Origin of the sequence: Achromobacter sp. MFA1 R4 (assembly GCF_900156745.1) — a bacterium.
Classification (GTDB): Bacteria; Pseudomonadota; Gammaproteobacteria; order Burkholderiales; family Burkholderiaceae_B; genus Achromobacter.
Window position 1 is genome coordinate 4,665,187 of the sequence record NZ_LT707065.1, and the last position, 24,286, is coordinate 4,689,472.

Genomic DNA, 24,286 nt, shown 5'->3' on the forward strand with positions numbered 1-24,286 from the left:
CCATGGAGGATGCGCCCATGCTTATCGATACCCATTGCCACCTGGATGCCGCCGAGTTCGACGCCGACCGCGACGCGGTGGCCAATCACGCCGCCGAGGCGGGCGTAGAGGCCATCGTCATCCCCGCCATCGAGCGAGCCAATTTCACGGTCGTGCGCGAGCTGGCCGGCCGTATCACCGGCGGCGCCTACGCGCTGGGCATCCATCCCTTGTATGTGCAGCGCGCCGACGACGCCGACCTGGACGCGCTGCGCGACGCCGTCAGGGACGCGCTGGGCGATCCGCGCTTTGTCGCCATCGGCGAGATCGGGCTGGACTTCTTCGTGCCGGAGATCGCCACGGGCGAGCCGCGCGAGCGCCAGGAGCGGTTCTATGCCGCCCAATTGGACATCGCCGAGGAATTCGGCCTGCCCGTGCTGCTGCATGTGCGCAAGTCCCAGGACATCCTGCTGAAGCATCTGCGCCGCCACGCGCGCATCGGCGGGATCGCGCACGCGTTCAACGGCAGCGCCCAGCAGGCGCAGGCCTTCATCGAGCAGGGCTTTGCGCTGGGAATGGGCGGCGCCATGACCTTCGAGCGGGCGCTGCAGATCCGCCGCCACGCGGTGGACGTGGGGCTGGAACACCTGGTGCTGGAAACCGACGCGCCCGACATCCCGCCGGCCTGGCTGCATGCGCCCGACCGGCGCAACCGTCCTGGCGAACTGGCCCGCATTGCGGCGGTCCTGTCGGAACTGCGCGGCATCACGCCGGAAAAAGTGGCGCACGCCACGTCCGCCAACGCCATGCGTGTGCTGCCGCGACTGCCCGCCGCGATTCTGGCCGATTCGGACTGACTGCGGCTTTGCGGGGCGCCCGCGTGGCCGGCGTAGGCTATGCCTGCGGCGCCGCCAGCAGCGGAAGGTCCATGCGCACGCTCAGCCCCTGCGGCGCCACATTGCGCGCCGAGATCGATCCCTTGTGAGCGGCGATCGCCGCCTGCGCGATCGACAGGCCCAGGCCGGCACCGCCGCCGGGCGCGCTGGCCGCGCCGGCCGATCCCGCCCGGTAGAAGGGCTCGAAAAGCGAGGCCAATTCCTGCGTGGCCACGCCCGGGCCGCGGTCCTCGATCTCTATGCTGGCTTCGCTGGCGCTGATCAACAGGCGCACGCGGATGACGCTGTGCGCGGGGGCGAAGCGCAGGGCGTTGCGCAGCACGTTTTCAATGGCGCTGGCCAGGCTGCCGCGATCGCCCGCGATCAAGACGGGAGGCGGCGTATCCCAATCGATGCGCAGGTGCCGGCCTTCGGCTTCATAGCGCGCATCGTCCACCACGCCGGATACGACTTCCGACAGGTCCAGCGTTTCCGAGGGCTCGGGCAGCGCGCCGATGCGCGCCAGCCGCAGCGTATTGCCCACCAGCGCGTCCAGGCGTTCGCACTCGCGCTCGATGCGGTCGAGCTGCAGGTCGCGCCGCTCGTCGTTGCGCCGCGCCAGTTCGGCGGCAAGCCGCAGGCGCGCCAGCGGCGACCGCAGTTCGTGCGCGACGTTGTGCAGCAATTGTTCCCGGGTGTCGAGCAGGGATTTCACGCGCACGGCCATGGCGTCGAAGTCCCGCGCCAGCAGGCCCAGTTCGTCCTTGCGCGTTGCCAGGTTCGTGGGCGTGTGGGTGTCCAGCCGGCCGGCGGCCAGCGCATGCGTGGTCTGGCGCAACTGCGCCAGCGGCGCGGTGATGTGCCGGGTCAGCGCCCAGCAGAAGGGCGCCGTCACCGCCAGCGCGAACAGCAGCAGGGCAAGCGCGACGGGCGACAGCGCCAGCACTTCCCAGCGCGAAGAATCGAAGGGCAGGAACAGCATCAGCAATTCCGATCCGTCCGGAAGAATCAGCAATTGAGGCTCCCACCACGAGACGCGTTCGCCCGCGGGATCGGCGGGCACGTAGTCCGTCTGGGGCGGCCTGTCCGGTCCCGCGCGGTAGGCCACCAGCCAGTCGTGCAGGCGGGTGGGCAGACGACGCCCCAGGATGTCCGTGTCCTGGGCGTCCATGATGTAGATCTTCAGCGCGGAGTAATTGCCGTCCATGGCGCGGACCCAGCGTTCCAGCCCTTCCCGACCCTGGGTTCGGGCGACCTGCGCGGCGTCGCGCGTCAGGTTGCCGGGATTCAGGCCATCGAGCGAATTGAAGCGGTACCAGGCCACCGCGGCGGTCAGCACCATGCCGCACACGAGGATGACGGCCATGGCGCCCCAGAAGGTCAGGAACGCGCGCCAGAAGAGCGACCGGGCCGGCAGGAAGGCCATCACGCGGCGCCCGCCAGCACGTAGCCCAGGCCGCGCAGATTGCGGATGGACAGCGTGTCGGCCTGTTGATCCAGGCGCAGCTTTTTGCGCAGGCTGCTGATGTGCGTGTCGATGCTGCGGTCGTACCGGTCCGGCGTGCGCCCCAGCGCGTACAGGCCGATCTGGTCGCGCGCGATCACCTGGCCCGGCGCGCGCATCAGGATCTCCAGGATGCGTTGCTCGGCGCCCGTCAGCATGACCTCGTCGGCGCCCAGGCGCGCGCGGCCCGTGGACGGGTCCAGCGTCAGCGCGCCCAGGGTCAGCGACGGGCCGGGGAGGGCGGGCGCGTCCTCGAAGCGGCGCAGCACGGCCGTGATGCGGGCCTTGAGCTCGCGCGGGCTGAACGGCTTGGCCAGGTAATCGTCGGCGCCGAACTCCAGCCCCAGCACGCGGTCCGTCTCGCCGCCGTGGGCCGTGAACATGATGACCGGGCGGCGCGAACGCTGGCGGTGGCGCTTGAGCAGGTCCAGTCCATTGCCGTCGGGCAGCATCAGGTCGAGCAGCACCAGCTCGAAGTCGTCCTGCGCAAGCAGGGCCTGCCCTTGCGTGGCGGTGTGGGCCAGCGTGAGCTGGCATTGATTGGGTTCCAGGTATTCGCGCAGCATCTGCGCCAGTTCGACGTCGTCGTCGATGAGCAGGATGCGGCGCGCGACCGCTGAGTGAGTGAAAGGCATGCGTGGTGGACGTCGTGCATCCGGCAGTGTGGCCGAACGCCGCGCGCCGGAGTGTCAAGAAGTGCAAAGAAGATAAAAGTTGCGGAAAGCGTGTTGCCGCGTCCAGCAAGCCCCAATTCTAATATGAGAATGGTTTTCATTAATAAATGAAGAGCCGGGGCGGCGTGGCGCGTGGGGCGCGGCGCGGACCTGGGACGGGAGAAGTTGGAATCATGAGCAGGAAAGAACTGGCCGCCGGCCAGCGCATCGCCGCGTCGCGCACGCAACTGGCCTCCGCCTTGTGCGCCGCGGGTTTCGGCCTGGGGCCGGCCGCGGTCTGGGCGCAGGCCGCCGACACCGCGACCACGATGGATACGGTCGTCGTGACCGCCAGCGGTTTCGAGCAGCGCATCCAGGATGCGCCGGCCTCGATCAGCGTCATCACCCGCGAAGACCTGGACAAGAAGTTCTACCGCGACCTGAATGACGCGCTGGTGGGCGTGCCCGGCGTCATCGTCACGGGCGGGGGCGACCGCCAGGACATCAGCCTGCGCGGCATGGGGCCCAAGTACACGCTGATCCTGATCGACGGCAAGCGCCAGAGCTCGCGCGAGACCCGCACCAACTCGGACTCGACCGGCGTTGAAGGCGGCTGGACGCCGCCGCTGTCGGCCATCGAGCGCATCGAAGTGGTGCGCGGGCCGATGTCGTCGCTGTACGGCTCGGACGCCATGGGCGGGGTGATCAACATCATCACGCGCAAGGTCCCGACCGAATGGCACGGCGAAATGCGCATGGATACGACGATCCAGGAGAGCAGCAAGTCCGGCGACATCTACCAGGGCAATTTCTACCTGGCCGGCCCGATCAAGAACGACCTGCTGGGCCTGCAGATCTACGGCCAGGCGACGCAGCGGGACGAAGACGACATCTATAACGGCTACCGCAAGCGCAACGCAGAAAGCGTGACGGCCAAGCTGGCGCTGACACCCAACCGGGACCACGACATCGTGCTGGAAGCGACCACGATGCGCCAGAAGTTCCAGGACACGCTGGGCAAGACGGTCGAGCCGCTCCCGCCCGGCACGGCGTGCCCGCGCACGGGTTGCCCGGCATCCTCGGAAACCGACTACCGCAGCAACAAGTGGGCGCTGTCCCACACCGGCCGCTGGGGTTGGGGCGTGTCGGACAGCTATGTCCAGCAGGAAGAATTCGACAACCGTTCGCGCCAGATGAAGATCAAGAACCTGGACATGCAGACGAGCTGGTCGCTGCCGCTGGGCTCGCACATGCTGACGCTGGGCGGCAGCTACCTGAACCAGCGCCTGGACGACCAGACCGGCAACCAGCTTGCCGGCGGCCCGAGCAAGATCGAGCGCTACCAGTGGGCCCTGTTCGCCGAAGACGAATGGCGCCTGACCGAGAGCTTTGCCGTCACCACTGGCCTGCGCATGGACGAGGACGAGAATTTCGGCAGCCACTTCAGCCCGCGCCTGTACGGCGTGTGGCACATGGCCGAGCGCTGGACCCTGAAGGGCGGCGTCTCCACCGGTTTCCGCGCGCCCGACCTGCGCAACACCGTGGCCGGGTGGGGCCAGACCAGCCGCGGCGGCAATATGTACGGCAACCCGGACCTGACGCCCGAGAAGTCAGTGACCCAGGAAATCGGCCTGCTGTATGACGATGGCCAAGGCATGAGCGCCGGCGTCACGCTGTTCAACAACGACTTCAAGGACAAGATCACCCGCGTGGCTTGCCCCATCACGCAGTGCACGGAGGGGCCCAACCAATTCGGCTCGGATCCCACCACGTACATGAACGTGGACAAGGCCGTGTCGCGCGGCGTCGAGGCCAGCCTGAAGCTGCCGCTTTCGGCCGACTGGTCCATGACCAGCAGCTACACCTTCACCAAGTCCGAGCAGAAGTCGGGCCAGTACAAGGGCGAGCCGCTGAACCAGTTGCCCAAGCACCTGTTCACCACCACCGTGAACTGGCAGCCGTCCGATGCGCTGCAGGCCTGGGCGCGCGTGAACTTCCGCGGCCGCGAAAGCCAGCCGACCACGGGCCCGTCTTCGGACGCGCTGGTGGCCCCGTCCTACACCTTCGTGGACCTGGGCGGCTCGTACGCCGTGAACAAGACCGTGTCGGTGTATGCCGGCATCTACAACCTGTTCGACAAGCAGGTTGCCTACGACGACTTCGGCTACGTCGAAGACGGCCGGCGCTACTGGCTGGGCGTGGGCGTGAAGTTCTGAGAATGACGGGGCGCCCGGCGCCCCAACACAGAGAGGTATGCATGAACAATGGAAAACACGCGGGCGCCGCCCGCCGCTGGGCAACCCGGGCCGGCGTGGCCCTGGCGCTGAGCGCCGCGGCCGCGGTGTGCGCCGCGCAGTCCACGGTGCCGGTCAAGCACGCGCGCGGCGAAACCGCCGTGCCGGCCAACCCGTCCAAGACCATCGTGCTGGACCTGGCCGTGCTGGACACCCTGCACACGCTGGGCGTGGACCCGGTGGGCGTGCCCAGCGCAGCCAAGCTGCCGCCGCACCTGAGCCAGTATGCCGACAAGCGCTATCTCAAGGCGGGCACGATGTTCGAGCCCAATTACGAAGTCATCCACGCGGCCGCGCCGCAGGTGATCTTCGTGGCGGGCCGTTCCGCGCCCAAGTATGACGAGCTGTCCAGGCTGGCGCCCACGGTCGACCTGACGGTGGACGCCAAGGACCTGGTCGGCAGCGTCAGGCGCAACACCGAAACCCTGGCCGCCCTGTACGGCAGGCAGGCGCAGGCCAAGGAAAAGCTGGCGGCGCTGGACGCATCCATCGCGGCCTTGAAGGACAAGGCCGCCGGTGCCGGCAATGCGCTGATCGTGCTGACGACGGGCGGCAAGATGAGCGCCTACGGCCCCGGTTCGCGCTTTGGCGTCATCCACGACGCCTTCGGGGTCAAGCCCGCCGCCACGGACCTGAACGTGTCCAACCATGGACAGGCGATTTCGTTCGAGTTCATCGCGCAGACCGATCCCGACTGGCTGTTCGTGATCGACCGCGACGCCGCCATCGGCCGCGAAGGCGTGTCGGCCCAGCGCATGCTGGACAACGAACTAGTGCGTCCGACCAAGGCGTGGAAGCACCAGCGCGTGGTCTACCTGAATGGCTTTAACTGGTATCTGCTGGGCAGCGCGGGCCTGACGGCCATGCAGCAGAACGTGGACCAGATCGCCGCGGCGCTGGCGCAAGGAAAGTAAGCGGCATGCCAGACGGAAAGGGCCGCCGGTGAATTGGCGGCGCGCGTTAAGCGGTTGGGGCGGCCTGGCCGCGGTGTTTGTGGCGCTGCTGCTGCTGTGCGCGGCCAGCATCAGCCTGGGCGCGGGCCAGATGCCCTGGACCGCACTCTGGAACGGGGGCGAGGACGGCGAGCGCGCGTGGCGCCTGCTCATGGTGAGCCGCGTTCCGCGGACCCTGGCGCTGCTCCTGGCGGGCATGGCGCTGGCCGTGGCCGGCCTCATCATGCAGATGCTGGTGCGCAACCGCTTTGTGGAGCCCACGACCGCCGGCACGGTGGAATCCGCCACGCTGGGCATCCTGGTCGTCACGCTGCTGGCGCCCGACACGCCCGTGATCGGAAAAATGTTGACGGCCACGGCCTTCGCGCTGACCGGCACCTTGCTGTTCCTGGCGCTGCTGCGCCGGGTGCCGCTGCGCACGCCCTTCATCGTGCCGTTGATCGGGCTGATCCTGGGCGGCGTCATCCACGCCGTCACGACCTTCATGGCGTACCGCTTCGATCTGCTGCAATCGCTGCACGCATGGACGACCGGCGATTTTTCCGGCGTGCTGCGCGGGCGTTATGAGTTGCTGTGGATCGGCTTTGCGCTGGCCTGCGCGGCCTATGCCGCCGCCGACCGCTATACCGTGGCCGGCATGGGGCGCGAGTTCGCCGCGAACCTCGGGTTGAACCATGCGCGGCTGACGCTGGCGGGCCTGTTGATCGTCTCCGCGATATCCGCCGTGGTCGTCGTGACGGCCGGCGGCATCCCCTTCCTGGGCCTGATAGTCCCCAATGCCGTCAGCCTGGTCCTGGGCGATAACATGCGCCGCGCGATCCCATGGGTGGCGTTGCTGGGCGGCGTGTTCGTGCTGGCCTGCGACATCATCGGCCGGCTGGTCATCCATCCCTACGAGATCCCCATCGGCACCGTCGTGGGCGTGCTGGGCAGCATCCTGTTCCTGTGGCTGCTGCGTACGCGGAGGAACCGTCTTGGCTGAGACCGCGATTTGCCCGGCGGCCGCGCGCGCTCCGCAGGCGTGGCGCCTGGCGGTGCTGGGGGCTGGGGCGCTGCTTTGCGCCGTGGCCTTCATGACGCTGGGCGCAAACGGCCAGTGGTCGTTCGTCATTCCCTTTCGCGGCGGCAAGCTGCTGGCGATGCTGCTGGTGGCCTATGCCGTGGCGGTGTCGTCGGTGCTGTTCCAGACCATCACACACAATCGCATCCTGACGCCGGCCATCATGGGCTTCGATGCCCTGTACCTGCTGATCCAGGCGGTGGTGGTGTTCGGTTTCGGGCAGGCCGCGGCCACGGTCAGCCATCCCGTCGCCGCTTTCCTGCTGGAGGTGTGCGCCATGACGGCGTTCGCCTGCCTCCTGTTTCGCTGGCTGTTTTCCGACGCGGTGCGCAGCCTGCATCTGATGATGCTGGTGGGCATCGTTTTTGGCCTGCTGTTTCGCAGCCTGTCGGGCTTCGTGGTGCGCCTGATCGACCCGAACGAATTCCTGGTGCTGCAGGACCGCATGTTCGCCAATTTCAATTCGGTGCGGGTGGGGCTGTTGCCGATCGCGTTCGCGGCGGTGTGCGCCGCGTCCCTGCTGGTCTGGCGGATGCGGCGCCGCTACGACGTGCTGGCGCTGGGCCGCGACATTGCGCTGAACCTGGGCGTGGACTACCGCCGCACCCTCATGCTGACCCTGGCGGCCATCGCCGTGCTGGTGTCCGTGTCGACGGCGCTGGTCGGGCCCGTGACCTTCTTCGGCCTGCTGGTCAGCAACCTGGCGTACCAGGCCATGGGGTCCGACAGGCACCGCCACACGGTCCCGGCCGCGGCGCTGCTGAGCGTCATCTTCCTGGTGGGCGGCCAGACGTTGCTGGAACGCGTCCTGGGGCTCAATACCACGGTGAGCGTGGTGATCGAATTCGTGGGCGGCGTGATGTTCCTCGTCCTGATCTTGCGCAAGGGGCGCCGATGATAGAAATCCAGAACGTCAGCAAACAATACGGCGACACGGTGGTGATCGACGGCGTCAGCCTGGACCTGCCGGCCGGCGGCGTCACCGCCATCATCGGACCCAACGGGGCGGGCAAGTCCACCTTGCTGTCCATGGTCAGCCGGCTGCTGCCGATGAGCGCGGGGCGGGTCCTGGTGGAAGGCCTGGACGTGACGCGCGCCGACAGCCGGGAACTGGCGCGCCGCCTGGCCATCCTGCGCCAGGACAACCACCTGCCGCTGCGGCTCACGGTGAAGGACCTGGTGGCCTTCGGGCGCTATCCGCACACGGGCGGGCGCCTGACGATGGATGACAAGGTCCACATCGACCAGGCCATCGCCTACCTGAACCTGGAGCCGCTGGCCGACCGCTACCTGGACGAGATGTCCGGCGGGCAGCGCCAGCGCGCGTTCGTCGCGATGGTGCTGTGCCAGGACACCCGCTATGTCATGCTGGACGAGCCGCTGAACAGCCTGGACATGAAGCATGCCGTCGCCATGATGGGCACCCTGCGGCGCGCGGCCGATGAACTGGGCAAGACGGTGGTGCTGGTGCTGCACGACATCAACTTCGCGTCCAGCTACGCGGACCGCATCGTGGCGATGCGGCAGGGGCGCATCGCGCGCCACGGCACGCCGGCCGAACTGATCCGGCCGGACGTGCTGAGCGATCTGTACGAGCTGCCGATCGACGTGCACGAGATCGGCGGCAAGCGCATCTGCGTCTACTACCGCTAGGGCGGAGCGTCCCGTTGCAGGACGCTCCGCCGCTTCGACCGCGTTGCCGGCTTACTGGCTGAGATCGACCGCGTAGCGCGAAAGCTGCGTCGTGGCGTCCGGCGTGGCGTCGTAGACCGACACGTTGGTCACGCCATGCGCGGTGGCCATCGCCAGCGTGCCGGGCACCGACGAGAACACCACGGGCCCGGCCAGCGTGCTGACCTGCTTGAAGCGCCAGCTGCGGTCCAGGCCGAAGGTGGCCAGATCCAGCACCGGGTTCTTCTTGATGTAGCTGATCAGCACGTCGCGGCTTGCGTCGGGAGCCTGCAGCACGATGTCGCCCTTGCCGCCGGCCAGGCCGGGAAAATCACCGCCGCCGCTGGCGCGGTAGTTGTTGGTGACCACCAGGAATTGCGCGGTCAGATCCAGCGGCGCGCCGTTGTACGTCAGCGCCGTGATGCGCGAGCCCTTGGGCTGCGTCACGTCGATTTCATACCGCAGCGCATTGCCCGCCGCGTACAGGACGTCGAAATTGAACGTCGGGAAGCTGGTGTCGATCAGATCCTGCGGCGCGACCTGGGCGGGGTCGATCTGCTTGAACTGTTCGGCCGTCTTTTCCAGCCACTGGCGCACGATGTCGCCGCTGACCCGCACCACCTGCAGCGTGTTGGGGTACAGGTACAGGTCGGCCGCGTTGTTGATGGCGACGTTGCCCTGCTTCACATACGTGAAGTCGCCGGGGCCGTTGCGTCCGCCCTTGAAGGGCGCGGCGGCCGACAGGATCGGCAGTCCTGCATACGACGGGCTGTTCTTCGCGATGTAGTCCGTCAGGTAATCGATCTGCGCCATGTTCACGATCTGCAGCGCCGACACGTCGCCGGCCAGCGCGTAGTACGTGGCCATGTCGAACTGGCTCTGGCCGATCGGCGTCTTGACGTAGTCGATCGTCGCGGCGTGTTCGGCCTGCACCAGTTGCTGCACGGCGCTGTCCGGTTCCACATACGTGGCGGGCGTGGCGCCGCTTTGCGCCGTCAGGCGCGTCGAGATGCGCTGCACCTGCGTGGCGTCCTTCTGCACCTTCCAGCCTTGGTCGTACGTGAGCTTGAGCGTGATCTGGCCGAGGTTGTTGCCCCACTGGCCGGCCTGCACGGTCGGCACGCCATTGATCAGGCCTTTTTCGAGCTCGACGCCCGGCTGGCCGGCGAATCGCGACTTGGCATTCGTGTCGGGAAACAGCAGATGCTGGTGGCCCGTGATCAGCGCGTCGATGCCGGCCACCTGGGTCAAGTAGGCTGCGCCGTTTTCCATATCCGGACTGTACGCCGTCGCGAGGTCGATGCCGCCATGCGCCAGCGCCACCACCAGGTCCGCGCCCGCGGCCTTCATTTCCGGCACGTAGCGCGCCGCCGTCTCCTTCCAGCCCGTGACTTCCACGTGGCCTTCAAGGTTGGCCTTGTCCCATTGCATGATGGGCGGGGGCGCAAATCCGATCACGCCCACCTTGAGCGGCACGTCGATGGCCTTGCCGCTGGCGTCCGTCGCCTGGAACGTTTTGTTCAGCAGCACCCACGGCTTGAAGATCGGCTGCTTGGAAGCCGCCGACACCACATTGGCGGACACGAAGGGGAACGCCGGCGCCGCGCAGTCCTTCGCGCCCGTCGGGTTGGTCTGCGCCGTGCCCTTGCCGATGCCGTCCAGCCCGAAGTCCACGTTGGTGATCTGCGACAGGAAGGGCAGGCCGTAGTTGAACTCGTGGTTGCCCATCGTGGCTGCGTCGTACGACAGCAGCTTCATCTGCATGTAGATCGCGATCATGTCGGAACACTGCACCGGCGACACCAGCGCCTGGTAGTCCGACAGGGCGGTGCCTTGCACCGTATCGCCGTTGTCGAACAGCAGCGTGTTCGGATGCTGCTTGCGCGCATTGGCGATCAGCGTGGCCGTGCGGTCCATGCCGTAGCTTTTGTCCTCGGCCAGCTTGTAATAGTCGTAGCCCAGCACGTTGGCGTGCAGGTCGGTGGTGCCCAGGATCGCAACGTCGAGCGTCGCGCCCTGCGGCACGCTCGCCTGCGGCGGTGTGCCGGGCGCGGCGTCGTCGTCATCGTCATCGCCGCCGCAGGCGGACAGGCCGGCGACCAGCGCAACGCTGGCCGTCACTGCAAAGATCTTGCGTAGGTGTGGCTTCACCGTCTTTCCTCCAGGTTGAAGGAAAGAATTTTGGGGACAGTGTGTGACCCATGCGTGACATGCACGGGGTCAGATCAACGCAGCGGCGACTCGCGGGTCAGGCAATCGACTTCCAGCGCCGCCAGCGCGTCCAGGAACCGCCATGCGAACGACCCCGGTCCTTCCGCGTGGACGGCGGCGCGCTGGCCCGCGATGGCGAAGCAGGAGAGGGCGGCCACGGCGGCAACGTAGGGATCGTCGCGCGACACGGCGGCAAAAGCGCCGACGACCGCGCTCAATGCGCAGCCGGTCGCGGTCACGCGCGGCATCAGCGGCGAACCGCCCGCGATCCGCACCGCGCGCGCGCCGTCGGTGACGTAGTCGACCTCGCCCGTCACCGCCACCACGGTCTGGCGGTGCGCGGCGATGTCCCGGGCCGACTGCTCGGCCTGCGCCACGGCGTCGCGGGCGTCCACGCCCCGGCCGGCGCTGCGGCCGCCAGCCAGCGCAATGATCTCCGAGGCATTGCCGCGGATGATGGCGGGTTCAAGGTCGAGCAGCCGCGCGATGGCGTCGCGCCGGAACGCGGTGGCGTGATGGGCGACGGGATCGAGCACCCAGGGCGTGCCCGCTGCTTTCGCAGCTTGCGCGGTCAGCAGCATGCTTTGCAGCCAGGGCGCGGACAAGGTGCCGATATTGATGACCAGCGCGCCGGCGATGCGCGCGAATTCTGGCGCTTCCTCTTCGGCATGCACCATGGCGGGCGACGCGCCGATGGCCAGCACGGCATTGGCCGCGTAGTTCATGGAGACGTAATTGGTCAGGCACTGCACGAGCGGCGCGTCGCGGCGCACGGCGGCAAGGAGGCTTTGGGACGGGAGGGCGAGGGCCTGAAGATCGGTGGGTGTCATGCCGGGCGTTCCTTGCGCAGGGGACGCGCGCCGCGGGACACGCACCATCCCTACGCCAGTGTTGTCTGGATCAGGTTCGACGGGTCGCCGTGCATTGCCTGCATGCGCAGGCCAACGGATTCTCAGCTTCTTGGCGAAGCTCCCCGGGTGGATGGAGGGTATGTTCCCGGGGGGGAGCGGGAGGTGTCAAGCTCCCGCTTCAAACCAGGCACCCGGACGCGCCGGCGTGCTGGGTCAAAAAGCCTGGATGATCAGCCGCACTGACCTTGCGTGGCCAGTTTGACCTCCGGCTTGGAAATCACGCGCTTTCCTTCTTCTTCTGTGACTTGTTCAAGGCCGGCCCCGCCGACGAATACGCCCATTTTGATGAACTGCCGCACGAAGTAGTTTTTGCCCGCCTCCATGGTCACCAGGAGATCGTTCGGGGAAAACTCTGATTCGGTCGACACCTTATGCGGTTTGTCGCCTTCGACCTGGGTGTAGAAGAAAACCCGGTCGGCGGTTTCGCCAATGCAGTTTCCATCGACATACACGTCTTTCTTCAGCGCTTTGCCGACGTAGCTGTCCCGATAAACGAATAGTCCGGACTTGCCTTCGTCAGGCGCCGCAAAGGTCTTGGCCTTCTGGTTGCTCTCTTCAGGCGCCAGCGGAACATTGGCGCATCCGGTTGCTGCAAGCAGGGCGCCGCAGGCAACGGCCATTTTCAGCACATTCTTCGGGGTTCGATACATGGTCGGGATATCAATGGATGACTGAGGTTGCGAGCCGCCCGTACTCGGATTTAAGCAGGCGTATCCAAAAATATCAGAGTGTGTCATAAATTGTATCGGACGTCCACGCGCACAGCCCAGGGCGGTCCAGACCGGCGCGATGCGACGCGCCTATACCCAATGTGAGGTATAGCCGTTCCTGGCGCTGACCCTAACATCCATGCAGATTCAGGTTGCCGACGCGCATTGCTTATGGCCCGTTTTTCGCCGCAGCCTTCGGGGAGAGCACGGATGGTCACGAAAGACGATATCGCCTGGTTCAAGTCGAACTTTTTCAGCAAGATGACCGCGGCGACAAAGGGCACGCCCTTGACCGTCGATTTCCTCACGGCGCTGGCCTGCCAGGAAAGCGGGGAAATCTGGCCGATCGCCCGCAAGAAGCTCGCGTCGGTCGATGAGGTGATGGCGCTGTGCGTGGGCGACACGCTCGACGGCCGGGGCGCTTTCCCGAAGACGTTGGGGGAATTGCTGAGCAAGCCGGATGGACAGCGCATGTTCGAGATGGGCCGCGAGGCGCTGGTCAACATGGCCAACGTCGTGGGGGGGACCTACAAGAAAGTCGCCGGCAACCCCAAGAAGTACTGCCATGCGTTCGGCGTGTATCAGGTGGACATCCAGCATTTCCTGAAAGAGCCCGACTACTTTTTGCAGCGCCAATGGGCAACGTTCGATGGGTCGCTCAGGCGGGCGATGGGCGTGCTGCAGTTCGCCTTGAAGAAGCGGGGCTTCGAGGGCCGGTCCAGTCTTTCGGACTTTGAGCTGGCGACGGTGGGCATTGTCTACAACACCGGGGGCTACAAGGAATCCAAGGGCCTGGAGCAGGGGTTCCAACCCGAAGGCGGCAAGCACTACGGGCAGGCGCTCTTCGATCTCATCCGGCTAGCGCACACGGTGCCGGATCCGGGCGCGGACGCGCCCTTGCTGGAGACGCCCGCAGCGGGCCAGGCGTTGATCGCCGCCCCTTCCCCGGTCACGCGCGATGGCACGCCCATGAAAGTGGCCATCACCGACGGCATGCTCAGGGTCCGCAGCGAACCGCGCATCAGCGACCCGCCGCAGGCCAACGTCGTGGCCCATCTGCCCGACGGGCATCCCGTGCGGGCCCTGGCGGGGCCGACCAGAGGATTTTTCCAGATCGAGACCAGCCTCAATGGCGCCCTGGTCCAGGGATTCTCCTCGGCGAAATTCCTGGTGGCCGGGCCGTCCAACCAGAAGATCGACGTCAGCAGGCCAGCCGACGCAACGGCGGCTTCGCGCGTCGTCGAGGTCAATATGCCCGAGAAGGCCGGGGTCGTGACCCGGCGCAAGGACCGGGCCACGGCGCGCTCGCTGAACGAAAAGGGCGCACCCGGGCGGTCCGGCACCACGCCTGACGAATTGCGCGCGGAACTGGGCGCCATCGTCGACTACCTGGATGTCGAGAATCCCGACTTCCTGCGATATCAGCCCACCCGGACCGCGACCTTTTGCAATATCTATGCGCATGACTTCTGCCGCCTCGCAGGCGCCTACATTCCCAGGGTGTGGTGGTCCGGTCAGGCGCTGATGCAGTTGGCCCAGGGCAAACCGGTGCAGCCCCTGCTGGGCAATACCCTTTTCGAGATGCGGGCGAACGACCTGTTCCGGTGGCTGCGCGATTTCGGGGCGGGGTTTGGATGGCGTCAGACGGGCACGCTGACAAAGCTGCAGACCGAAGCCAACCAGGGGGCCATCGGCGTCATCGTGGCGCGGCGCAGGGAAGATGGAAAGTCCGGCCACATCGTCATCGTGGTGCCGGAAACGGCGGACGTCACCGCCAAACGGGATGCCACCGGCGAGGTGGTCGCGCCTGTGCAAAGCCAGGCGGGGGCCACGAACTTCAAACGGGGCCGGGGGCGGGCGAACTGGTGGAAAGGCGAGGAATTCGCCGAAAGCGCATTTTGGCTACACGCGTGATGGGCGCGTGACGGCCCCCGGCGCCAGTGGGTCGCCGGGGGCCGCAAGCGGGATCAAGTCGCGGCGCGGTAGCGGTCGCGCAGGTCGCGGATCTGATCGTGGTTGCGCAGCACCCCCTGGTACTGGCGTTCGACCACCGCGCGGATGTTCTCCGGCAGCATTTCCTTCAGCGCCTTGCTGTAGGCGGCTTTTGCCACGTCCTCGCCGCGCTCGCACTCTTCGAGCAGCACGAGGTCCGTGCGGCTTGCGACGGCGGCCTTCAGGTTGGTCCAGCCCCGGTGCATCGCGCCGGACACCGTGCCGCTATCTTCCGGCTTCTCGCCCAACTGGGCCACCAGGGCCTGCAGCTCGGCAGCGCCCGCCGCGCAATCGCGCGAACGGTTCCCGAAGAGTTCCCGAAGTTCAGGGGTCTTCGTGTCTTCGGCCGCAGCCGCGAAGCCCTTCTCGCCATCCTTCGAGATTTCGATGAGATCGTTCAACACCTTGGTCACATGGTCGGCCATATCGGTCTCCTTGGTTTGGATACCAGGCGGCGGCTACCGCCTGTCAGGAAGGAGACTCAGCAAGCCGCGTGCCTGGGCTGGCCGCCGGCGGGTCAGACGCGCGGGCAGGTCGATCCGGCCTTCAACGCGTCCAGGTCGTCGTCGCTCATGTCCAGGGCCAGCGACGCCATGGCGCAGGTCACCGCCAACGCGTTGCGCAATTCGTCTTCGTGGATGATGCCGGCTACGTCGCCGCGCGACAGGATGTGGCGCACGCGTGACTCGGGCTTTTCGAAACCGGCCACCAGACGCAGCGCGGGAATGCCGTGTTTCGCAAAATTGGCGTGGTCTGAATTGGGCATGAAGGGCAGCCAGTGCGACACCGCCACGCCGGCCCGCGCGGCGGCGCCGTCCACCACGCCCGCCAGCGCCGGATATTCGCTGATCAGCGCGCACAGGGTGTCGTCGCCCGCGACAGTGTCCAGGTTGATGTTGAACTTCAAGGTGTCGCGTTCCGTAGCCGGCATATCGGCCAGATAGCGGGCCGATCCTGCCAGCGCCCATTCTTCGGCGGTGAAGAAGCAGATGCGCAGGCCTGGCGTGCCGGGGCCCAGCCTGGGCTCCAGGATGCGCGCCGCGGCCAGCGCAACGGCGACGCCGGTGGCATTGTCCAGCGCGCTGCAGCCCAGGTCGTGGCCGTCCATGTGCGCGCTGATGACGATCCGGCTGTCGCGTCCGCCGGGAAGGTCCAGGATGCCGGCGCAGGCCATCGAATCGCGCAGTTCCTCGCCCTGGATGTGCAGGCGCACGCGTGCGCCGGGCTGGGCAGCCAATGCCAGGGCCGCTTCGTGATCGATGTAGGCCGCCGGAATGCCCGCGCCGTCGCGCGGCCGGCCCGAGGATCCGGACAAGGGACCGGCCCCGGGCAGCGGGTTGGCGATCAGGAAAGCGACCGCGCCTTGCGCCACCGCCATGTCGTACTTGCGGCGACGATGCACATGGCCTTGGGAAAACGGATACTCGTGGCGCACGAGCACGATCTTGCCGCGCACGGCATCGCCGGCGCGCTCGAAGTCTTCCGGACGGCCTGCGCCCAGGTCCAGGACCGTGCCTTCCAGTCCTTCCGGTGCGGTGGAGGCCGAACGCAACAGGGGTACGCATTCCAGGTTCGCCGGCTTGCCGCCCAGCAGGGTCAGGCTGCTGGCAAGACAGCGCCAGCCATCGTAGGGCACGCTGACCCGCCGGACATCGGGTCCAATCTCCCGCAGGCGCGTCAGCGCCCATTCCATGGCCGCCTCGTCCTGCCCGGTGCCGGACAGGCGTCCGCCAAAACCGCAAATGGTCTGAAAATCGTTCATCAGGGCCGAGTCGCCGGCCGCCGCCTGTTGCCAGGATGTCATGGATGTCTCCGGCGCCGCGCATCGCTGGGCGGCGCATATAACGGTGGTTATTCGAACGTGATGTTGGCGCGCTGCACGACGTCGGCCCAGCGCTGGAAATCCTGCGCCAACAACGCCTTCAGGGCAGCGGCGCTCGTATCCGGCGGCAGGTTCATGCCCACGCTGGACAGCCGTTGTTTGACGGCGTCCGATTGCATGACCTTGGCCATCGCGTCCGCCAGCTTTTTCTGCACGTCTGCGGGCGTTCCGGACGGCGCCACCAGGCCCCACCAGCTCTGCACGGTCAATCCCGGATAACCCAGTTCCTGAAACGTCGGCACATCGGGCGTGCCGGCCTGGCGCGTGGGCGCAGACACGGCAAGCGGCTTGATTTTTCCGCCCTGGTACAGCGCGACGGCCGTGGGCATGGTGGTGAAGCTGGCCTGGATCTGTCCGCCGGCCAGATCATTGACCGACGCGGACGCGCCCTTGTAGGGGATGTGCGCGAGCTTGGTCTTGGTGGTCAGCATGAACAGTTCGGCCATCAGGTGGGTCAAGGACCCATTGCCTCCCGACCCGATGGAAATCGTGTCGGGCTTGGCCGTGGCGGCTGCAACCAGCGACGCGACGTCCTGGGCTTCAAACGCGGGATTGACGAACAGGTACGTGGGCGACAGTCCCAAGAGCGTGATCGGCGCGAAATCCTGCTTCGCATCGTATTTCACGCGGTCCTTGTACAGCGCCGGAACGATGGTGAACGGCACGTCGGCCAGCAGCAGGGTGTAGCCGTCGGGCGCCTCGGTGGCCACATAGGCAGTGCCCAGCATCGATCCCGCGCCGGCGCGGTTTTCGACAACGACCGATTGGCCAAGCTGGGCGGCCAGTTGATCGCTGATGGCGCGGGCCACCACGTCCGAACTGCCGCCGGCCGAATAGGGCACGACGATCTTGATCGGCTTATCGGGATAGGCGGCCGAGACGGTTTGCGCGCTGACCAGGAAGAGGGGAGCGGCCAGGGCGGCCAGGGTGTTTTTCCACTTGGACATGATTTTTATGGTGATCCATGAATAATTTCACGTCATTGTGGTGGGTGCGTGCGGCCCCAGGCAAAGGAAGTATGCGCATGGGATATTCCAAGTTGGAATGCCGCGGACGGGCCGGCTGGGGGGGCTGGGGGCTGGGGGGCTTGGAGCTTGGGCGTCAGGCCAGGCCCGCGTAGCTGCGCGCCCGGGCATTGAGTTCCTGCCCGCGCGCGACGACCCAGTCGCAGAACGCCTGGCAGTACGGACCGCCCACATTGGGGCGCGGCTGCATCAGGTGATAGCCGTAACGGCCCTCCACGGTTTCTTTGAATGGGCGCACCAGTTGGCCAGACTTCAACTGGTCCAGCACCATGCACAGCGGCATGATCCCCGCGCCCAGTCCATTCATCACGGCCGGCAGCAGGATCGAAAAGCCTTCGTACTCGGCCGCGGTCGCGGCGGGTCCCGACCACAGGGGCGCGACATCGGCTCGCCATTCGTCCCAGCCATAGCCGCGCTGGGCGCGCTTGAGCAACGGCAACTGCGCGATGTCGTCCACGGATTTGACGGGATGGCGTTGCAGCAACGACGGCGCGGCCACCAGCGTCATCTCGCGGCCGCACAGATACTGCGCGCTCATGCCCGACACATAGCCGGTGTGAAGCTGGATTTCGGCGTCGAACCGTTCCGCGCGGTCACGCCCATGCAACAGGCGCGGACGGATGTTGACGCGGATCTCGGGGTGCGCCTCGAAGAATTCGGACAGACGCGGCAGCAGGAAGAACTGGGCAAAGGACGGAGAGACCGCCACGTTGAGGGCGACGCGCGAGGCGGGATTGGCCACCAGCGCGTCCGCCTCATCGATGAGGCGCACCGCGGCGCTGATGCGTTCCAGGTACAGGGCGCCGGCGTAGGTCAGACGCAGGCCCGCGGGCATGCGCTTGAAGAGGGCCGTGCCGAGGCGGTCTTCCAACGCCGCCACGTGCTTGCTGACCGCGCTTTGGGTCAGGTTCAGCGCTTCGGCGGCGCGGCTGAAATTCAGCGTTTCTGCGGCGGTCAGGAAGATGCGCAGCGAGGACAACGAGTTGCGGGTGCCTTTCATGGGGATCGGGAAGGGGCATGGGGGTGGCCGTAATTTACTGCGTGCGCATTTACGGCGTGCGCAAGCAACCCGCGGTTGGCCGACATGGATGAAACAGTTCACCCTGCCGTCCGCGGGGCGCGGTCGCCGCCTACGCTGTGTCCTTTCGGGAGAAAGACATCACGGGCCGGTCGTTCTGCGTTGCGTTCGTGGCGGGTGCGGGCCTGGTACAGACCCTGCCGGCGCTGCCCGGCGCGTTAATCCTGTTGCTGGCGGTGGCGGCCGCCGCCGCGGCCTGTGCGGTCTGCATGCGCGCCCGGCATCCTGGCCTGCGCATCCTCGCCGCGCTGGCGCTGGGATTTTCGGCTGGCCTGCTCAACGCGGCGGTGCAGGCCCAGCTTCGCATGGACGACGCGCTGGCCGACATGCATCAGGACGAAGTCTCCCGCCTGGTCGTGCGCGTGGCGGCGCTGCCCGAGGGTGATGCACAGCGCCAGCGCTTCCTGGCGGAGCTGGATGGCCCTGCGCGTCCGGGCATTCCGTCGCGCATCCAGGTCACCTGGCAGGCGGGCGCTGGAGCCAACCAGACCGTGCCGCAGGTGTTGCCCGGCCAGGTCTGGCGCATGGCGCTGGTGCTGAGGCGGCCGCACGGCTTGCTCAATCCCGCGGGGCCGGACATCGAAGGGCGCCTGTTCGCCGAGGGCGTGCGCGCCGTGGGCACGGTGCGCGGACAGCCCGACCTGCTGGCGGACCGACCATGGGCCACGCCCGGCATCGCCATCGAGCGGGCGCGGCACCATGTGCGCGAAGGCATGCGGGCGGCGTTGGATGGGCACCGGTATGCGCCCGTGATGATCGCGCTGGCGATCGGCGACCAGGCCGGCGTGTCGCGCGAGGACTGGCGGATCTTCAACCGCAGCGGCATCACGCACCTCGTTTCGATCAGCGGCATGCACGTCACGTCGATCGCCGGCATTGCGGGATTGATCGCGTCGTCGCTGTGGCGACGCCTGCGCTGGCGCGGCGTGGGCGTGGCGGAGCGGATGCCAGCGCGTGTCGCGGGCGGGTGCGTGGCGGCGATGGTCGCGCTGCTGTACTGCCTGCTCGCGGGCTGGGGCGTGCCCGCCCGGCGCACCTTCTTCATGCTGCTCGTGGTGCTGGCGGCGGCGCTGTCGCGCCTGCCGTTGTCCGGCGACCGGGTGCTGGCCTGCGCGGCCGCGGCGGTGGTTGCGCTCGATCCGTGGGCGCCGGTGTCGGCGGGCTTCTGGCTGTCGTTCGGCGCGGTGGCCGTACTGCTGCGCATCGCGGCCGCGCCCATCGACGCCCAGGCCGGCTGGCGTGCGCGGTGGGCGGCCCGAGCCGGTCAGGCCGTGCGTCTGCAGCTCATGGTCACCGTCGGCCTAATGCCGTTGCTGGCCTTTCTGGTGCACCAAGTGTCGCTCGGGTCGCCCCTGGCCAATGCCGTCGCGATTCCGTCGGTGACTTTCATCGTGACGCCGCTGGCGCTGCTGTGCGCGGCGTTGTCCTGCGTGCCGGGGGCGGACGGGCTCGCCGCGTGGGCGGGGCAGGCCGGGCTGGCGGCCTTCGACCTGACCATGGCGCCGGTGGCCTGGGTGGGCAACGCCAGTTGGGCCAGCGTCCCGGTCGCCGCGGCGGGCTGGCCCTGGCTGCTGCTGGCCGTGGCGGGCATGGCCTGGGCGTTGCAGGCGCGAGGCTGGCCGGGCCGCCATCTGGGATGGGCCTGCATGCTGCCCTTGCTGTTCTGGCGGCCGGACAGACCGGAGCCCGGTTACTGGCGCCTGAGCGCGATGGACGTGGGGCAGGGCAGCGCGATCCTGGTCGAAACCGCAACCCGGTCGCTGCTATTCGACGCCGGTCCCCGCAGCTTCGGCGGCAGCGATGCAGGCGAGCGCGTAGTGGCGCCGTTCCTGCAGGCGCGCGGCGTCACGCGGCTGGACGAGCTGGTGCTGTCGCACGCGGACATGGACCACGTCGGCGGAACGCGCGCGGTGCTGGCGGCGGTGCCAGTTGAGCGCAGCTACGCTTCGTTTGACCTGCCCGCCTTCGTGCGCCGCGACGCAAGGATGTGGCCGGATGCCGGTCAAGCGCCGCCGGCCCTGCCCAGGCAGATGGCGCGCTGCGAACGGGGGTTGCGTTGGGAGGCGGACGGTGTGGAGTTCACGTTTCTGCATCCCCGTGGCGTCAAGGACGCGCGCGCCGAGGACCGCAACGCGGATAGCTGTGTGTTGCGCGTGAAGGGCGCGCGGCATAGCTTGCTGCTGACGGGGGACGTGGGGACGGCGCAGGAGCGGGAAATGGTGGCGCAGGGGTTGGAGCCAGCGGATGTCGTGCTGGCTCCGCATCACGGCTCGGCGTCATCCTCCGGCCGGGAGCTGGTGGAGGCTGTGAATGCGGCGCACGTCATCGCGCAGGCGGGGCATCTGAACCGGTTCCGGCATCCGGCACGGGCCGTGGAGTTGAGATGGATGCGGGCGGGGGCGCGATTCTGGCGCAGCGACAGGGATGGCGCGGTGATGGCGCAGTCGCGGCCGGAGGGGTTGGAGGTTTGGGGGCAACGGGAGCGGGGCGGGCGGTACTGGCATGGGAGATAGAACGCATTGGGAATGCATACATGAAGGGGCGAGATTCGAAATCTTCAATGAATCGGCGATCATTTCGAGCCTTGAATTCCTGGATATCATGTCGCAGGTCTGCGCAAGCTATTCAGAGCGGTATCCAGACGAGGGCGACCTAGTTCGTGACATGGTGGACAGGCTTGCTATTCGGCTTCGTGACGATTTCAACAAATTCCGAGCAACGCAATTGCGATAAGAACATCATGAATTATTATAAATTTGACAATGAATGCCTCAAGGAATGGACTGGGAGATTTCTCCTGTCGATACAAGTGGAGCGTGATGTTGACCTGTTGGCGGCCCAAGAGGTTATTTCTCGCGCTAAAGAATTGGCTCGAGCCCTGAAGGGATGCGAGCTTGTTCCCCGGGACGCTCTCAAAGAGTTGCATATGACGAAAAAGATTCTACGTGCGGAAATTCCGTATCTTAAAAATGGGGCGGATGAGGTAATCAAAGTAGCCGATGAAATAGAGTTTATATTTGACCTTATTCTTCTCGGTGAGTGCTGCGAGGACAGGGTGCCTGGCGTTCCTCGTATTATCTAATTTGTTGTTTTAGAAACATTATCGTGGGGTGCGCTGTGTTGGTGGAATCAAGAAAAACACCTAATAAAATTGAAGTGCTTGGGTTTGAGTATTTGGCTCAAAGCGCCCACATGCTGGAATGGCTAAACCTCACCATTGTGGGTAGTCAGGCAGAAACTTGAGCTTAAGCAATTGCAGGAGCAAAGATTAGCGAGCCGAAGCGGTCACTCAAACCCTTGTTGGGCAGATGCGCCAGCTGCCTGCTCAACTAAGGAAACGCCCAACCTGGTGAGACCGCTGGGTTGAGTTGTCAGCGCACAGGCAATTTAGAATTGCTATCAATATGGTCGTTTACTGCTGCGATCTGGGCATCCCCTGGCAGCGAGGCACCAAAGAAAATACGGATGGCCTGCTACGCCAGTACTTTCCAAAAACAACAGGATTAGCAAGCTATACGCAGTGCGAGCTTGATGCAGATGCCGCAAGCTGAACTCCCGTCCCAGAAAAATGTGGATTCAGACGGTCAACGCAACGCCCTATTGAAAGCTTGATGGATAGAGGTGTGCAATAGTCAGCTTGATTAGATCGCCGCTCCAATTAAAAATATTGGATAATTTCCCATGACGGGTGGCTTGGATTTTTCATCGCGCACGTATAAAGATGCGAACGATTAGGGTAGATATGTAAATCATTTGGAAGGATCGGGTGTTGAATGAGAAAAAATGCTAGGGCGGATGCGTTAATTGAGCTTTGTAGCAAATATATCGAATACCTGGCTGAAGGCGGGGCCGGGTCTAGCGGGGAGGGGATGTGTAAAGCGCTTGAAAACTACAATCTACCGTTGCAGGCAAAAGCTCTGTTTCACTATTTAAGCAAGGGGGATTGCGTGAGTAACTTTTCCCTTCCTGAGCCCTGGGCGAATTGTTCATGTTATTTAACAGCGTATCCCCCAAAGAGCCCCCCAAGTGAATGATGTTTGGTTTGACCCATTCGAGATGACGTTTATGGCGCGAACCGTGAATCCGCATGGGTTTGGGAAGGCAACGATAGGATGGGTGTCCATTGGGCCGGTTTATTATTGGCAGTTTCATGCATTTCAGCAGCTAGTTAAGTATAAAGAAAAAGATACGTATTTTGAGTGCAAGTCAGACCTGCTCGCTTCGCGTCCATTCGGATTAACGGAGTCTGATTTCGCCACAGAGATTTATCATGCAGAGGCAACTGCATATGCGCTGTGGCATGGAAAGTGGCTTGCATCTAGCCTCCGGGCTGATGCGCTCGTTCAGATATTTTCGAGAGAACAATCCGATCAAGTTTTTCCGGCGGACGTCTACTTCTGGGATACCCTTCCCGGGGCAGGAGAGCAGGATCGCGTGGCATTTAATCTAATGAATGGATCGGATGTCCGCCGCTATTCTCTCGATGAGTGGGGTAGATCGAACAAATTGGGGCTGTTAACGTCAATATCCGATGAGGGGGGTATTATCTCTACTGAGATTATTCCGCGTGACGCCGGAGAATATATTGAGTTGCTAAACTGTTCCAGGAATGTAATGGGTAGTCAGGTGGGAGGGTAAAGGAGAGAATTCTCATCGAAGAATTTATTTTTTCTTAGCGCCGGCATGTTGTGATTGATTCGAATTTAAGGGTGCTCGTGATGGGTTTCGAATACGAGCAGCCGCCCTATTTGATAGTTCGGTTTGCGCCACCCTTCGTAGGGCAATATGAACAAAATTCGCGTCGTACTCGCTTTGTCAACTAGATCCGTTCAGTGCGCGCGGAAATATGAAAACCGTAGCTGCATTCGAAGTGGCTCCCTTTTTCAACACGACAAGTTCGCCGTGGTACTGAGCCAATCCTTGTCGCGGTCGACCCATCGCAGGGCTTAGGACGGATCAAACCAGTTGGGCGTTCCGTAAGAGCCCGTCCGGATTTTTGTGGGCGAGGCGTTTTAAAAGTTGTTATCCACGCGCAGCAGTAAAGCGATCTCCGAACAGGATAGCAACCTGTTTCATGGCGGCTTTCCAGTCGAAGGTCGCCCTCACGGACTCGGCCAGCATATTGGTCAGGCGGGAAGACGAGGAATGGCGCGACGGTCTCCCAGGCCAGGCGGCGACGATCATCGGACACTTTGCCCCCCATGGTCCTTCGGCCAACGCCTGTAGCGCCTGCTCGGCGGCCTGAGTGCAGGCGGCCGCGTATATTGGGCGCAGCGCGTCGGCGACGGCCTTGCGATCCTTCCATCCCGCGTAATCCAAGCTGTTGCGGATCAGATGCACGATAGAGGTCTGCACCGTCGTGCGCGGGAAGACTGTGCCGATTGCATCGGCCAGGCCATTCAGGCCGTCGACCACCGCGATCAGGATGCCCTGGCAGCTGCGGGTCTTCAGGTCATTGAAGACCTTGGGTAATCCCCCCGCAAAAGCG

Annotated in this window: 19 protein-coding genes, 1 pseudogene and 1 riboswitch; of the genes and pseudogenes, 10 read left to right on the forward strand and 10 right to left on the reverse strand. The window is 65.4% G+C overall.

The window, feature by feature from the left end; all coding sequences use genetic code 11:
- The first annotated feature begins 17 nt into the window (after positions 1-17).
- The gene (locus tag BXA00_RS21425) at positions 18-836 is read left to right on the forward strand and encodes a TatD family hydrolase (protein ID WP_076522053.1); all 819 of its coding nucleotides are present in this window, start codon (positions 18-20) and stop codon (positions 834-836) included.
- 37 nt (positions 837-873) lie between these two features.
- On the opposite strand, the gene BXA00_RS21430 is transcribed toward BXA00_RS21425, so the two are convergent.
- Together BXA00_RS21430 and BXA00_RS21435 are read right to left on the reverse strand one after the other, a co-directional pair.
- Positions 874-2,280 (reverse strand): ATP-binding protein, encoded by a 1,407-nt coding sequence (locus BXA00_RS21430; RefSeq protein ID WP_076520422.1) that lies wholly within the window; start codon positions 2,278-2,280, stop codon positions 874-876.
- Complete coding sequence (locus tag BXA00_RS21435; RefSeq protein WP_076520423.1) at positions 2,280-2,993, reverse strand: response regulator transcription factor; 714 nt, start codon at positions 2,991-2,993, stop codon at positions 2,280-2,282. Before BXA00_RS21435 ends, BXA00_RS21430 begins: the two co-directional genes overlap by 1 nt.
- A gap of 212 nt (positions 2,994-3,205) precedes the next feature.
- On the opposite strand from BXA00_RS21435, the gene BXA00_RS21440 reads away from it, so the two are divergent.
- Genes BXA00_RS21440 through BXA00_RS21460 form a run of 5 tightly spaced genes read left to right on the forward strand, consistent with a single transcriptional unit; the run spans position 3,206 to position 8,971 of the window.
- Positions 3,206-5,227, forward strand: a complete 2,022-nt coding sequence (locus tag BXA00_RS21440) for a ligand-gated channel protein (protein ID WP_076520424.1) — start codon at positions 3,206-3,208, stop codon at positions 5,225-5,227.
- A gap of 41 nt (positions 5,228-5,268) precedes the next feature.
- Positions 5,269-6,219 (forward strand): siderophore ABC transporter substrate-binding protein, encoded by a 951-nt coding sequence (locus tag BXA00_RS21445; protein ID WP_076520425.1) that lies wholly within the window; start codon positions 5,269-5,271, stop codon positions 6,217-6,219.
- A 28-nt stretch (positions 6,220-6,247) separates the two neighbouring features.
- On the forward strand, positions 6,248-7,240 hold the full coding sequence (locus tag BXA00_RS21450; RefSeq protein ID WP_076520426.1) for an ABC transporter permease: 993 nt from the start codon (positions 6,248-6,250) through the stop codon (positions 7,238-7,240).
- Positions 7,233-8,216, forward strand: a complete 984-nt coding sequence (locus BXA00_RS21455) for an iron chelate uptake ABC transporter family permease subunit (RefSeq protein WP_172805882.1) — start codon at positions 7,233-7,235, stop codon at positions 8,214-8,216. The genes BXA00_RS21450 and BXA00_RS21455 overlap by 8 nt, the downstream gene beginning before the upstream one ends.
- Complete coding sequence (locus tag BXA00_RS21460; protein WP_076520427.1) at positions 8,213-8,971, forward strand: ABC transporter ATP-binding protein; 759 nt, start codon at positions 8,213-8,215, stop codon at positions 8,969-8,971. Before BXA00_RS21455 ends, BXA00_RS21460 begins: the two co-directional genes overlap by 4 nt.
- A gap of 51 nt (positions 8,972-9,022) precedes the next feature.
- On the opposite strand, the gene BXA00_RS21465 is transcribed toward BXA00_RS21460, so the two are convergent.
- The 3 genes from BXA00_RS21465 to BXA00_RS21475 form a co-directional block, all read right to left on the reverse strand.
- The gene (locus BXA00_RS21465; protein WP_076520428.1) at positions 9,023-11,140 is read right to left on the reverse strand and encodes a 5'-nucleotidase C-terminal domain-containing protein; all 2,118 of its coding nucleotides are present in this window, start codon (positions 11,138-11,140) and stop codon (positions 9,023-9,025) included.
- Between the two features lie 74 nt (positions 11,141-11,214).
- A complete protein-coding gene (gene thiM, locus BXA00_RS21470; RefSeq protein ID WP_076520429.1) occupies positions 11,215-12,030 on the reverse strand; it encodes a hydroxyethylthiazole kinase in 816 nt (271 codons plus the stop codon).
- A 29-nt stretch (positions 12,031-12,059) separates the two neighbouring features.
- A riboswitch (TPP riboswitch) is annotated at positions 12,060-12,186 on the reverse strand.
- 95 nt (positions 12,187-12,281) lie between these two features.
- Entirely contained in the window at positions 12,282-12,761 is a 480-nt protein-coding gene (locus tag BXA00_RS21475; RefSeq protein WP_083714298.1) for a DUF2846 domain-containing protein, read from the reverse strand.
- A gap of 270 nt (positions 12,762-13,031) precedes the next feature.
- Here BXA00_RS21475 and BXA00_RS21480 point away from each other — a divergent pair, with 270 nt between their 5' ends.
- Positions 13,032-14,735, forward strand: a complete 1,704-nt coding sequence (locus tag BXA00_RS21480) for a hypothetical protein (RefSeq protein WP_076520430.1) — start codon at positions 13,032-13,034, stop codon at positions 14,733-14,735.
- A gap of 53 nt (positions 14,736-14,788) precedes the next feature.
- Here the strand turns inward: BXA00_RS21480 and BXA00_RS21485 are convergent, their stop codons facing one another.
- From BXA00_RS21485 to BXA00_RS21500, 4 genes are all read right to left on the reverse strand, one after another.
- Complete coding sequence (locus BXA00_RS21485) at positions 14,789-15,238, reverse strand: PA2169 family four-helix-bundle protein (protein ID WP_076520431.1); 450 nt, start codon at positions 15,236-15,238, stop codon at positions 14,789-14,791.
- 92 nt (positions 15,239-15,330) lie between these two features.
- A complete protein-coding gene (locus BXA00_RS21490; protein ID WP_076520432.1) occupies positions 15,331-16,617 on the reverse strand; it encodes a M28 family peptidase in 1,287 nt (428 codons plus the stop codon).
- 47 nt (positions 16,618-16,664) lie between these two features.
- On the reverse strand, positions 16,665-17,642 hold the full coding sequence (locus BXA00_RS21495) for a tripartite tricarboxylate transporter substrate binding protein (protein ID WP_076520433.1): 978 nt from the start codon (positions 17,640-17,642) through the stop codon (positions 16,665-16,667).
- A gap of 154 nt (positions 17,643-17,796) precedes the next feature.
- The gene (locus BXA00_RS21500; protein ID WP_083714299.1) at positions 17,797-18,720 is read right to left on the reverse strand and encodes a LysR substrate-binding domain-containing protein; all 924 of its coding nucleotides are present in this window, start codon (positions 18,718-18,720) and stop codon (positions 17,797-17,799) included.
- Positions 18,721-18,857: 137 nt separating this feature from the next.
- Between BXA00_RS21500 and BXA00_RS21505 the strand changes: the two genes are divergently transcribed.
- The 3 genes from BXA00_RS21505 (at position 18,858) to BXA00_RS28935 (ending at position 23,436) form a co-directional block, all read left to right on the forward strand.
- Complete coding sequence (locus BXA00_RS21505) at positions 18,858-21,311, forward strand: DNA internalization-related competence protein ComEC/Rec2 (RefSeq protein WP_231952125.1); 2,454 nt, start codon at positions 18,858-18,860, stop codon at positions 21,309-21,311.
- Between the two features lie 227 nt (positions 21,312-21,538).
- Positions 21,539-21,880: a hypothetical protein gene (locus BXA00_RS28930; RefSeq protein WP_156902844.1), complete on the forward strand. Its 342-nt coding sequence runs from the start codon at positions 21,539-21,541 to the stop codon at positions 21,878-21,880.
- 944 nt (positions 21,881-22,824) lie between these two features.
- The gene (locus tag BXA00_RS28935) at positions 22,825-23,436 is read left to right on the forward strand and encodes a hypothetical protein (RefSeq protein ID WP_156902845.1); all 612 of its coding nucleotides are present in this window, start codon (positions 22,825-22,827) and stop codon (positions 23,434-23,436) included.
- Between the two features lie 384 nt (positions 23,437-23,820).
- Here the strand turns inward: BXA00_RS28935 and BXA00_RS21515 are convergent.
- A pseudogene (locus BXA00_RS21515) lies at positions 23,821-24,264 on the reverse strand (transposase); the annotation flags it as partial.
- Positions 24,265-24,286 lie beyond the last annotated feature (22 nt).

Excerpts from the sequence above, each read along its gene's own strand:
- thiM (WP_076520429.1), bottom strand. The coding sequence starts at position 12,030 with ATGACACCCACCGATCTTCAGGCCCTCGCCCTCCCGTCCCAAAGCCTC.
- BXA00_RS21485 (WP_076520431.1), bottom strand. The coding sequence starts at position 15,238 with ATGGCCGACCATGTGACCAAGGTGTTGAACGATCTCATCGAAATCTCG.
- BXA00_RS21425 (WP_076522053.1), top strand. The coding sequence starts at position 18 with ATGCTTATCGATACCCATTGCCACCTGGATGCCGCCGAGTTCGACGCC.
- BXA00_RS21435 (WP_076520423.1), bottom strand. The coding sequence starts at position 2,993 with ATGCCTTTCACTCACTCAGCGGTCGCGCGCCGCATCCTGCTCATCGAC.
- BXA00_RS21495 (WP_076520433.1), bottom strand. The coding sequence starts at position 17,642 with ATGTCCAAGTGGAAAAACACCCTGGCCGCCCTGGCCGCTCCCCTCTTC.
- BXA00_RS28930 (WP_156902844.1), top strand. The coding sequence starts at position 21,539 with ATGAATTATTATAAATTTGACAATGAATGCCTCAAGGAATGGACTGGG.
- BXA00_RS21440 (WP_076520424.1), top strand. The coding sequence starts at position 3,206 with ATGAGCAGGAAAGAACTGGCCGCCGGCCAGCGCATCGCCGCGTCGCGC.
- BXA00_RS21460 (WP_076520427.1), top strand. The coding sequence starts at position 8,213 with ATGATAGAAATCCAGAACGTCAGCAAACAATACGGCGACACGGTGGTG.
- BXA00_RS21480 (WP_076520430.1), top strand. The coding sequence starts at position 13,032 with ATGGTCACGAAAGACGATATCGCCTGGTTCAAGTCGAACTTTTTCAGC.
- BXA00_RS21445 (WP_076520425.1), top strand. The coding sequence starts at position 5,269 with ATGAACAATGGAAAACACGCGGGCGCCGCCCGCCGCTGGGCAACCCGG.
- BXA00_RS21490 (WP_076520432.1), bottom strand. The coding sequence starts at position 16,617 with ATGACATCCTGGCAACAGGCGGCGGCCGGCGACTCGGCCCTGATGAAC.
- BXA00_RS21475 (WP_083714298.1), bottom strand. The coding sequence starts at position 12,761 with ATGTATCGAACCCCGAAGAATGTGCTGAAAATGGCCGTTGCCTGCGGC.
- BXA00_RS21500 (WP_083714299.1), bottom strand. The coding sequence starts at position 18,720 with ATGAAAGGCACCCGCAACTCGTTGTCCTCGCTGCGCATCTTCCTGACC.
- BXA00_RS21430 (WP_076520422.1), bottom strand. The coding sequence starts at position 2,280 with ATGGCCTTCCTGCCGGCCCGGTCGCTCTTCTGGCGCGCGTTCCTGACC.